Below are 12087 nucleotides of genomic sequence, written 5' to 3'. Positions count from 1 at the left end.
AAGTGTGACAGTTCCTCTGTGAAAGATTCATAAGCAGTTCTAACCAAAACATTTTAGTGGCCTGTGATTCAACCGAAGAACCTATAATACGCCTCGAATTAAGCGCCCCACGTAGATCCAGGGATAGATAGTTTTGAAGGAAACTGTACTCCAGCCTTCGCAGAAACGTTCAGTGCTTTGTTCCGAAGACCACGTTGCCTTAAGCTTTTCCTCCAGTGAAGCTGCCAAGGCATCTGATCTGATCAATGGCCTGGAGAGACGAAACCTTACGATGCTCCTCATAAGCATTTTTATTTTGATCTGCCTGATAGGGAGGGGATGCGGGAAGGCGATCTAACTCACGACAAATCGCCGACGCGTGCCTACCCCGTTCTCTGGCAATGGGTCTCGCGCTCTGACCTTGTCTGTGGAGGATTTCGAGCGTGCTGCGTTCCATTATGCTAAGATGTCTGTATCACATGATGGATTCTGCTTGTGTGAACGGTTTTGTAGTGGATTCATTCTATACAGATCTGGCCATGGGCTCTTTTTTATTTATTTCCAATAGGTGTTACACTTCTTATAACAATCCGTCAAATAAAAAAAGAACAAACCTTCGATAGGAATGTTCTACGTGAGTCGTACTATAAGGAATTATTTCGGACTTATTTTATATTCATTAGTAACATATTTGTAGGTTTTATCTTTAGAAATAATCTCAAAATTAAACTTACCAGCACTAAGCAACTCCTTAGTACTAATATCAAATGTAAAGCCAGAATTAATCAAGTTATTATTTTGGAAATAGTTTGAAACGCTCTCTCTAACCGTTCCGTAATTTCCAGAGTAATACTTATTGCCTACTTTCAAATAAATATTATTTGCTGTTGTACCAGCTTGCGGATCTAGTGCCCAGCCGATAAGGTGAGCTATCGGTTCATCTGAATTTATACTAACTATATTTTCTACATTAGCAACCTCATTGTTAATTGAATCAAGCCACATCAAATCCTTGCTAGGCTTCTTTGTTACAGGTAATGTCCTAAAATCCTTAGCAGAGTCAAAGTAACCTTCATTATAATTTATATTTTTTACATAATCGTCCAGAGCCGGTTCTAAAAACTCAAGAATAAATACATCAGGTTGAAAAGCGCTAATATAGTTTTTTATTTGATCCATATTATTCCAGTGTATAAATGTCAACTCCGAAAAGCTCTCTGAAAGAAAGGGTAACATAGACATATATATATAGCTATCTCCAAGGATCAATGCTTTTGGCAAATCGTTGTCAGAATTATTTACATACCTAAACACATTGTTATTTTTGCTAAAGTCCATGGAAGATACTGTTTTTGTATCTTCTGTAGCACTATATTCTTTTTTGTAATTATAAATATAGTCTGTTTCATTAAAAGGAATGGCACCGTATAACATGGATTCTCTATTAGTCATCTCAATATCAAAATCTTTTTCTTTTAAAATTTTCACATCGGGATAATATGCTTTCACATGATTCATTAATTCAGTGTAACCTATGAAAGAACCTTTACTATTCCAATGAGTTAAATCATAATTTTGAGAATAAACAACTCCGTTTTCTTTTCCTTTAACAAGGGCACTTTTTGGATTAAATATATCTATATTAAGTTCTCTCCTAAGAATCTCAATTACTTTGTCTGTTCGTGGTGGATTGTTTGTTTTCACAATTGAATCGGGCATATATTCAGGATAAATTGTTTCTTTGTTTGGGTTAATCATAGTAATAAAAGGTATATTCTCTTCGTTTAAATAACCTTTAAGTTGCGAAAATCTAATTTTATATAACTCAGAATCGGTTTGAGTTAATAAATCTAAGTTTTGATAAGCTTTGACCATATTGGGATACATAAGGTAAAGCCAATTATTTTTTCCCAATATTACATTATCACGAGTGATTTCACCAAACATATTATACTGGATTTTGGTATTAGCAATAACTAACTTATCTCTTAGACCGAGATTATCACTGAACCAGTTCTCAAATTGAGAAATAAATTGAGTATTCAGTCCACCATTTAACGTAAAGCTAGGAAAACTTGCCAGAACTCTATTTTCCGAGCTTGATATCTCCCCCCCTGTTTTATTAACTGCCAGCAAGGGAATAGAAATTATAATAATAAAAGCAATCAATAAGCATACATTAATAAATCTATAACGTTGTTTCATCAAGTTAACTCCTTAAAATCGGAAGTAGATAAACGGATTATAAGTTGAGGTGGCAAGGAACATCATGCATACTACAAGAACAATGATCGCGTACGCATTTTGAAAAAATAAGCTAAAACCACTGTGTTCATCGTAATCACCAATTTTATTTCTGAAGTACTTGGTAATCGGAATTGTACAAATACATGCAAGACCTAACATAGTTAAAACCATAGGATTAACGTAATACCATAAAGTAAATCCTATTTGATCTGATTTATCTATTCCGAACATAATTTTAAGATAGTTGGATGCATATTCTAAATTAGGTGACCGGAACAAAACCCAACCAATTATCACCACAATCATCGAATACACCCAAAGAAAAACACTCGGAAGCTTCATCTTAAACCTTGATTTCTTAAAAAGCCTCTCAATTATAATAAACATCCCGTGCCATAATCCCCAAACAACAAAATTCCAAGCGGCTCCATGCCATAAACCAGTAACCAAAAATACAATAAGTAAATTCAGATAGACATTCCCTTTTCTGTTTCCACCTAAAGGAATGTATAGATAATCTCTAAACCAAGAAGATAGAGAAATGTGCCATCTTCTCCAAAATTCCGTTATGCTTCTTGAGACATAAGGGAAGTCAAAGTTCTCTTTGAACTTAAATCCAAACATTCGTGCAAGACCAATTGCCATGTCCGAATAACCTGAAAAGTCATAGTAAATTTGAAACGTATAACATATCGCCCCTAGCCACGCAATACTTAATGAATTTTGATCCGCTGGAAGCATAAATATGTTGTCGGCAACTTGCCCCAACGTATTTGCGATAATAACTTTTTTTCCCAAACCCAAAATAAATCTTCTGACACCATATGCAAAACTGTCTACTGTACTTTCTCTCTTTTCAATTTGCTGATGAACATCTACATATCTGACAATAGGTCCAGCAATTAACTGTGGAAAAAAAGATTTAAATAAAGCAAAATTTAAAAGGTTTTTTTGCACAGGCGTTCTATTGAAATAAATATCAATAATGTAGGATAGACCTTGAAAGGTAAAGAAGGAAATACCAATTGGCAGTATAATCTCTTTCAAAGAAATGTTGGTTCCCGCTGCCCAATTGACACTGGAAATAAAAAAGTCAAAATACTTGAAATAAAATAAGAGGGCACAGTTTGCTGAAATACCTAACAACATCAAAATCTTACTTAGAGTTTTGTGGTCATAATTCCGAGCCCAAGATATAATGTATCCGAAGCCGTAATTAATTAAAATGGATAAAATAATTACAAAAACAAATTTGGGTTCTCCCCATGCGTAAAAGAGCAAACTACTCACAAGAAGAAATAAATTTCTGTACTCGATCCTAATAAGATAGTAACCTAAGAGTACAAGAGGTAAAAAACAAAACAAAAAAATGTTTGAACTAAATACCATCAATAGTTTCCTCTCTTACCAAGTAATCGTTCAATTCTTTCTAACAGCTTAACGGCTACCTGAGGTAATTCACTCTTCAATTCATTTAAACAACCTACATGCAAATACACGCTGGCGTCTATTCTTCTACCGGTTCAACTGTAATATTGAATACCCGATTTTCACTTTCTAATTTTCCAATATACTTTTTTCAATAAGTTAAAAGCAAATTTAGGAAGTACACGTTTGAGAATACCTTTCATCTTCTGCTTAATTAAAAATTTTAAGCTTCTACTCCAAATAGTATGAACCAATTGAACATGACTATAATGATGTCCTACTGTTCCGAATAGACTTAGGTTAAGCTCTCTTAACATAAAATGTGAATTTGTTAGCTCTAATCGAGCAAACGAATCTGACATTACCCAACTTGGATAATAACCTTCATGTTGAGCTACGAATCCATATAATCTCTCTATAGCATGCAGAATTGTACCATCATTATCGTTTGGTTCTTCCGGAAAATCTTCATAATTCCAATCAATTGATAATAAAGTTTTCAATGCATCCGGCCTGAACCAAAACATTGTTCCTAAAGGTGAAATAGGCTCCTTGTGATTGTCTATATTAACATTAATTTTTAATCTTTCCGCTAATTCTTTTGTGTTTTCAAAGTTTGCTCCCCATTCTGTTCCCAATACACCATAAAACGCTGCATGATTAGGTGGTGGTGGTGTTAATAACCCTAATCTAGGATTCTCCCTAAATTGTTGTAATATATTGTAAACATAATCACTAGATCCTAATATATTCTCAAAACATTTATAAGAAAAAGACTCTCCTATAGTATATGGCTCAAACTGCTTTGTCTTTTTATCATGGGCAAAACAAACATAATCGTAGTTAAAAATAATATCTTTTGCACCAACCAATAAAGAACTCACATCTCTTCCTCTATTTTCAATTAAAATAGCTTTAACTTTTCTAACCTTAAGTTCAGCAAATTTGTGTTCTATTAATTCTTTAGTTTTTTCTGAACTGGTAGTTATATAAACATCGGCTTCTGGAGGCATTGATTTAGCATATTCAAAGCACTTTTCAATCAAATCCTCATAATATACATGCATAACTAATGCAATTTTTTCATCCTCTAAAATATTATTATTCTTACTGAAGTTATCAGGTAGCACAACGTTTAGATGCATACGATTTTTTATGTCTGCCATATTTTCGACCCGAAGTAAATTTTCCCATATCAGATCCAAGTCGTAAGACAAGTTTTTTTGAATGAAATTGTACAATTCAACTGCAGGCTCACCCGTTGTAGATGTCATAAATTCATTATATTCGCCGAAGAAACATTTTCTCTTTATAACAGGACATCTTCTGTTTTTAACTAATTCTAAAGGCATTAACATTAGTGGGTAGTATGTATGTTTTTTTAAATCACTAGTATCAACATAAACTTCCCATTTATATCCAAATTCACTAAAACTCTTTGTAAATATGGCCTCGTGAAACCCTACTGCTTCCCCATAAGAGTTAACATTCGGCATCTTATCCCAGTAGTTTTGAAATTCGAAACTTCTGAGCATTTCATTCCTAACACATATAAAGCTAGATTGTATATGCTCAGGAATATAACCATATTTGATAGTGCCAAAGGGATCAAAGTCATATCCGTGATGAGTAGTAATCCCCCAAAAGTCTAAGTCTCTTAAATTCATCTCATCAAACATTTCTTTAAATGGATACAAGGGTCCATACATTGTGAAGTTAACCAATACTAATTCATCATAGTTACATATTTTATCCCATCCAAAGTATTCCATACCCTCTTTATATGCCCAGACGTCGAATCCTTTATTTTCTCGCACAATTACTTTATCTGTTATGCTTGAGAGTTTCATTCTACCCTCAGGAGTTAACTTCCCATTGCAAATCACAAGTAAATCATCTAAATTTTTCATCAGATCTTGTAGGAAGTAAATGTTATAATCATCCACCACTCCATCTTTATCGTAGAAAAAATAAATTCCTAACCTTTTAATCTGTAGTAAATTAGTAAATTTCATGTTAAATTAATTCCCCTAATACTTATATTTTCTTGTATCTTCTAACAATAAAATGAGACTCAAAGGTTATACACTCAGTGTTGGAACCCTAATGAGCGGGAAGAACACCTAAAATCGGGTTAAGTTATTTCTTTAAAATTTTTAGTGGGTGGGCAGCTCCTGACGAAATTCAACATTTAGTTCCCACAAAAAAACTAAACCTAAACCTCTTAAACACTTCAAACCTACCTATACTAAGAATTTGCAACCTAATTCATGAGAAAACATGTAGATATTAGTTGCTTAGGATTATTGGAAGGGAGTTATAAACGGACAAAATTACCCAAGTTAAAGATTTACCCTGAATTCACATTACTCGACTAATTTATAAAGTTAAAGAAGATCTGCTGTTATATTCATTAACTATCTTGTTGATTTTTTTATTACTTCCCCATATAGCTGGGGAATCATAAGGCCGATTAGGAAAAGCACCATAATTCAATCCGATGTTAAAGTTGTTGATTTTTATAAATTCCTCAACTTTATCCCTCAAAGAAATCGGTTCCCCGGAACAACAATTTATAATCCCTGTCACATCATCTTGCAGTGCCGAAAGAGCAATCTGATGTGCCAATCTATCGACGGTAATAAAGTCATATTTATTTTCACCAGTAGTAAAAGGGAACATTTCTTTCCCTTCATTTTCAGCCTGCATTAATTTTGCGAAAATAGATTTATTTCTATTATCATCTCCATAAATATAAAATGCCCTTAACCATTGAAAAACAACGTCTTTACCACTCAGAAAAACTTCAAGTGATTGGCGCAAGGCATTTTTAGCTACACCATACATGGAGTACGGATTGGCGGGGGTATATTCGTCAACTTCCCCTTCATGATAACCAATCTCATGCATCGTTCCCATCACCACCAGATGTTTAAGGCCACCGTCAATTAAGTTCTGAAGAAAGTTAATATGAGAATATAAATGTTTCATATGAGTAGGGGAGTTATGGATAAATCCATCCCTCCAAGCCAGATGAATTACAACGTCTGGTTCTTCTAAATCCTTAAATATATTTTTGTTCTCCTCAAAAATATCCATTTCAAATATACGTGCTCTCGAATCAATATTCGATACATTCCGAGCTAGTGCTGATACATTAATACCCATATCCAAAAGTTCTTTTACAACATAGCTACCTACATATCCCCCTGCACCAGTTACAAGAATTGTTTTGACATCATGGTTCATTGGTGTCACTCCCTAAATGATAAACATTATCCGCATATAAATTGCACACTTGCTCTGCACTACCTATAGCCATTATATTTCCTTTGTTAAGCCACACGGCATTATCACAAACTTTTCGTACCTGCTCAATTGAATGAGACACCAATATCAGAGTTGCACCATTACTTGTCATCTCACTCATCCTTTTTTCACACTTTTCTTGAAAGGATTGATCACCTACACTTAGAATTTCATCCACAATTAGTATCTCAGGAGTTACCAATGTTGCAATTGAAAATCCCAATCTTGCAACCATCCCTGACGAAAAATTTTTCAGTGGCACATCCACAAAATCATTTATCTCGGCAAAATCAATAATCTCCTCAAATTTACTCATCATAAATTTTTTAGAGTATCCTAGTACCGCCCCGTTTAAATAAACATTTTCTTTTGCTGTTAGCTCCATATCAAAGCCAGTTCCTAATTCAATTAATGGAGCTATAGTTCCATTAACTATAACTTTGCCTTTAGTAGGTGAATAGATTCCAGAAATAATTTTTAATAAAGTACTTTTCCCTGAACCGTTGCCACCCACGATTGCAAAAGAATCTCCTTTAGTGATATCAAATGATACATCATTCAACGCGCAAAAATTATTGTATTCTGTTGTTTTTTTTTTGAGCAGATTTATAATGTACTCCTTAAAACTTGTTGTTTGCTCTCTTTCAAGATTGAAATTCATAGAAACTTTTTCAATTTTCACTGCAATTTCAGACATTTCTCTCATTCTCCTATTACCATTAGATATGCATTACAAACTTCCGTTGATTTTTATAGAAAATCACTAATCCAATAACTAAAGCGCTAAATGAGAAAATAATACACATGAAATGAGTATGAAAACTAGGGAATCTGTTGTAAAGGATAATATCTCGAAAAGCTTCAACATAATAATACATAGGATTTGCATAAATAATAGATTTAACATAATCTGGAACTACCGAAACTGGGTAAAAAATAGGCGTTAAGTACGTCCAGGCAGATAACAAAACAGTGTACAAATGCAAAACATCCCTAAAATAAACAGCCATAACAGATAATATCAGTCCTATACCCAAAGAAAATATAAATACATAGATCAAAGGTATCGGGAATAACAAGAACATAAAAGTAACTTTAACTTTTGTAACTAGAATCACGATTAAAATAGCCAAAAGCGAAAATAACAAAGTAATAAATGAAGAAACAACTCTAGATACTGGGAAAATATACTTAGGAACATAGACTTTTTTTATTAATCCACCCGATCCAATGATTGAATTCATTGAATTTGTAGTTGCTTCAGAGAAAAAACCAAATATAATCTGTCCAGACAGCAGGTATATAGGAAAATTTGGTATATCGAATTTAAATAAATTTGAAAACACGGCAGACAAAACTACCATCATTAACAAGGGATTTAACAAACTCCACAAATATCCTAAAAATGAACGTCGATATTTAATTTTCAAGTCTCTTATTACAAATTCCCATAAGAGACCTTTGTAGCGCCAAAAATTTTTAAAGTACGTCATATTCTATCTTTCCCTATAATTCAATTTTATAAGTAGCCCTTAGTTTTTAGTTCCTTAAGATAGCGATTAAGCGCGTCTTGCCAAGTAGGTAATCTTGAAAATCCCGACTCATCGAGACGAGTTTTGGATAGACGGGAATTTCGAGGTCTAGTAGCTAATGTTGGAAAATCACTTGCATGAATAGGATCAACTTTCGTAGCATAACCAGCCCCATTAAATATTGCTTCAGCCAACTCTGCCCAACTACAGTATCCTTCATTTGTCACATGGTAAACACCGTACTTATCAGTCTTTATCATCTCTATAACTAAAGAGGCTAAATCCTTTGTATACGTAGGGGAACCAAACTGATCCTTAACTACATTTACAACTGATTTCGATTGACCAAGCCGTAACATTGTTTTCACAAAATTGTTCCCATTTAAGCCATAGGACCAAGAAGTTCTTATTATATAATATTTTTCCAATATATCCAGAACTTCTCTCTCTCCAGCTAATTTTGTACGACCATATACAGATAAAGGTTCTGTGGCACTCTCCACTTCATGAGGTTTGTCACCCTCACCAGAGAAAACATAATCTGTGCTAAAATAAACCATTTTGGCATCAATTTCACGACAAGCGTCTGCAATATTTGCAGTCGCTTCTGCATTGATTAATCGACAAAAGTCTTCTTTTTCCTCTGCAAGATCTACATTTGTGTAAGCAGCACAATGAATAACTATATCAGGGCGGAGCTTCACAATATAGTCTTTAACCTTAACGAACTCTGTAAGATCAAGTCTTGATTTGTCTACACCATAGATGTCCGTATGCTCACTCTGTAAAGAATTAAAAATATCGTAACCAAGTTGTCCGCCGATACCAGTAACCAAGACTTTCATTACCAATTCTCCTAATTGTCTATTATTAATTTCGAAGGATATATCTGATAGTCTTTAGTTACAATATTTTTCAACCAGTCTGAATTTTCAAGATACCACTTAATGGTTGTTCTAATACCTTCATCAAACATTACTGTCGGTTCCCAGCCTATTTCGCGCTTTATCTTCTCAGCATCAATTGCATATCTTTTATCATGACCAAGACGATCTTCAACATATTTAATTAAAGATTTAGGTTTTCCTAGTTCCTCCAGAATAATATTAACTATTTCGATATTATTCTTTTCATTATGTCCCCCAACATTATAGACTTCCCCGTCTTTACCATTATGAAGAACCATATCAATAGCGCTACAATGATCTTCTACATAAAGCCAATCTCGCACATTCAATCCATCTCCATAAACCGGAAGATCATTTTCACTAAGAGCATTGGATATTATTAAAGGAATAAGTTTCTCGGGGAATTGAAAAGGACCATAATTATTTGAACAACGTGTAATATTTGTCTTCAATCCGTATGTCTCATGATAAGCTCTCACAAAAAAATCTGCTGAAGCCTTACTGGCTGAGTATGGGCTGTTTGGAGACAACGGAGTATCTTCGGTGAAATATCCTGTTTCGCCCAAGCTTCCATAAACCTCATCAGTAGATACTTGGAGATATTTATGATTATGCTTATATTTCGAATTTTCTGAAAGCCAATATCTTTTACATGAATCTAATAAAACCTGAGTTCCTTCAATATTAGTTTTCAAAAAAACCTGAGGATTTTCGATACTTCTATCTACGTGTGATTCTGCTGCAAAATTAACTACATAAGAAGGATCATAGGTTTGAAAAAGGGTGTCGATTAATTTCTCATCTGTTATATCGCCTTTAACAAAGATATGATTAGGATGACATTCAACACTTTTCAAATTTTCCAAATTCCCCGCATACGTTAGGCAATCCACGTTAATAATCTTATAACCGGGATATTTATTCAACATATAAATTACAAAGTTACTACCAATAAAACCTGCTCCCCCAGTTACCAAAATCACTTTACTATACTCAACTGTAGAACCATTTTCCAATTTTTCTTCCTCCTTAAAATTGCTTCCAAAATATTCGGTTACTAAAAATCCAGTTTTTGGTCTCTAAGTGATTTTAAACTTTTATCTTTCTCAGACAACAATAATTCAGTAACTCCTTGCAATGGCCACTCTACCCCTATTTCCGGATCGTTCCACATGATCCCACCATCGAATTCAGGATGGTAAAGATTCGTGCACTTATAAACAAACTCAGCTTCATCTGACAGAACCAAAAATCCATGGGCAAAACCTTCAGGGATGTAGAATTGTTTTTTATTTTCACCTGAAAGCATCACACCGTACCATTGTTTATATGTTGGGGATTTTTTCCTCAAGTCTACAGCAACATCAAAAACCTCTCCAGATAATACTCGAACAAGCTTTCCTTGAGGAAGCATAGTTTGAAAGTGGAGCCCTCTCAAAACACCTTTTTTTGATTTGGAGTGATTATCTTGTACAAAGGTCATGCTAAGGCCGCCTTCTTTAAACTCGTGCTCATTATATGTTTCCATAAAATAGCCCCTATGATCTCCATAAACTTTAGGTTCAATAATCACCAAATCTTGAATAGGTGTTTCGATAAAATTAAAATTGCCCACCGAAATCACTTCCTTAATTATAAATATTTTTAATATAAACCTTCTGCAACATGCATGAGGTATTGCCCATAATCTGTTTTTAAAAGTGGTTGAGCCAACATTATTAATTCTTCTTTATTAATGTAGCCCATCTTGTAAGATATTTCTTCAATACATGCTATATATAATCCTTGACGTTTTTGCATGGCTTCAACATAATTGCTTGCTTCTAACATTCCATCATGTGTACCAGTATCCATCCATGCCATGCCTCTGCCTAATAACTTGACATTCAACGCTCCTCTTTGGAGATATACATTGTTCACTTCCGTTATTTCAAGTTCTCCACGTTCAGAAGGCTTAATGCTCTTAGCTATTTCAATTACACTGTTATCATAAAAATATAAACCAGGTACTGCAAAATTAGATTTTGGATACTTTGGCTTTTCCTCAATTGAAAGAACTTTTCCATCATTGTTATGTTCAATCACTCCGTAAGATTCAGGGTTTTTCACAAAATATCCAAAAATAACTGCTCCGTCTTTAACTTTGGCTGCTTCCATTAAGATTCTTCCAAAACTTTGTCCGAAAAAAATATTGTCTCCAAGTATGAGTGCAATCGAATCGTCCCCAATAAAAGATTCTCCGATGATAAACGCTTCTGCTAGCCCATTCGGCTTATCTTGAACTGCATAAGTTAAACTCAAACCTAAAAAGGAGCCATCTCCGAATAGTTCTTCAAATACTTTCACATCTCTAGGGGTTGATATGATTAATATCTCTTTTATACCTGCTAACATTAAAACAGATAGCGGATAATAAATCATCGGTTTATCATATACCGGTATGATTTGTTTAGAAATGGCCTTGGTAATAGGATAAAGTCTTGTTCCAGACCCCCCTGCTAAAATAATACCTTTCATTGTTTCTCCTTTCAGTGTCTAAATTATTTCTCTCTCAGAGATTTATACTAAATGGTCCATTAGTTGGAGCTAACGAAGACCATAGGGAAGATATTCGTTTTAGAAATATGATATTTCTCAACAAATATTTTGCAAGTAAAATAGTACATTCTAGTCAGTATATGCTA

11 protein-coding genes are annotated in these 12087 nt (G+C 34.0%); all 11 read right to left on the bottom strand.

What is annotated here, in order from left to right:
- Positions 1–199: 199 nt before the first annotated feature.
- Positions 200–436, bottom strand: coding sequence for a helix-turn-helix domain-containing protein (locus J2X75_RS30395; RefSeq protein ID WP_397384203.1), 237 nt, complete (start codon positions 434–436; stop codon positions 200–202).
- 197 nt (positions 437–633) lie between these two features.
- Entirely contained in the window at positions 634–2184 is a 1551-nt protein-coding gene (locus J2X75_RS24170) for an alginate O-acetyltransferase AlgX-related protein (RefSeq protein WP_310340922.1), read from the bottom strand.
- Positions 2185–2196: 12 nt separating this feature from the next.
- Positions 2197–3615 (bottom strand): MBOAT family O-acyltransferase, encoded by a 1419-nt coding sequence (locus J2X75_RS24165; protein ID WP_310340959.1) that lies wholly within the window; start codon positions 3613–3615, stop codon positions 2197–2199.
- Between the two features lie 161 nt (positions 3616–3776).
- Positions 3777–5669 (bottom strand): rhamnan synthesis F family protein, encoded by a 1893-nt coding sequence (locus J2X75_RS24160; RefSeq protein ID WP_310340920.1) that lies wholly within the window; start codon positions 5667–5669, stop codon positions 3777–3779.
- Between the two features lie 364 nt (positions 5670–6033).
- Positions 6034–6903 (bottom strand): NAD-dependent epimerase/dehydratase family protein, encoded by an 870-nt coding sequence (locus tag J2X75_RS24155; protein WP_310340918.1) that lies wholly within the window; start codon positions 6901–6903, stop codon positions 6034–6036.
- Positions 6893–7660 (bottom strand): ABC transporter ATP-binding protein, encoded by a 768-nt coding sequence (locus tag J2X75_RS24150; protein ID WP_310340916.1) that lies wholly within the window; start codon positions 7658–7660, stop codon positions 6893–6895. Before J2X75_RS24150 ends, J2X75_RS24155 begins: the two co-directional genes overlap by 11 nt.
- 22 nt (positions 7661–7682) lie before the next feature.
- Positions 7683–8456: an ABC transporter permease gene (locus J2X75_RS24145; protein WP_310340915.1), complete on the bottom strand. Its 774-nt coding sequence runs from the start codon at positions 8454–8456 to the stop codon at positions 7683–7685.
- Positions 8457–8482: 26 nt separating this feature from the next.
- Positions 8483–9340, bottom strand: coding sequence for a dTDP-4-dehydrorhamnose reductase (gene rfbD, locus J2X75_RS24140; RefSeq protein WP_310340914.1), 858 nt, complete (start codon positions 9338–9340; stop codon positions 8483–8485).
- 11 nt (positions 9341–9351) lie between these two features.
- Positions 9352–10419, bottom strand: a complete 1068-nt coding sequence (rfbB, locus tag J2X75_RS24135; protein ID WP_310340912.1) for a dTDP-glucose 4,6-dehydratase — start codon at positions 10417–10419, stop codon at positions 9352–9354.
- 41 nt (positions 10420–10460) lie between these two features.
- Complete coding sequence (gene rfbC, locus J2X75_RS24130; RefSeq protein ID WP_310340910.1) at positions 10461–11018, bottom strand: dTDP-4-dehydrorhamnose 3,5-epimerase; 558 nt, start codon at positions 11016–11018, stop codon at positions 10461–10463.
- A gap of 29 nt (positions 11019–11047) precedes the next feature.
- On the bottom strand, positions 11048–11920 hold the full coding sequence (rfbA, locus tag J2X75_RS24125; RefSeq protein ID WP_310340908.1) for a glucose-1-phosphate thymidylyltransferase RfbA: 873 nt from the start codon (positions 11918–11920) through the stop codon (positions 11048–11050).
- Positions 11921–12087 lie beyond the last annotated feature (167 nt).

This window comes from Paenibacillus sp. 2003, from assembly GCF_031455635.1.
GTDB lineage: Bacteria > Bacillota > Bacilli > Paenibacillales > Paenibacillaceae > Paenibacillus > Paenibacillus amylolyticus_B.
The sequence above is the reverse complement of the archived record's forward strand: the minus strand, read 5'-3'. Positions and strand labels throughout refer to the sequence as shown.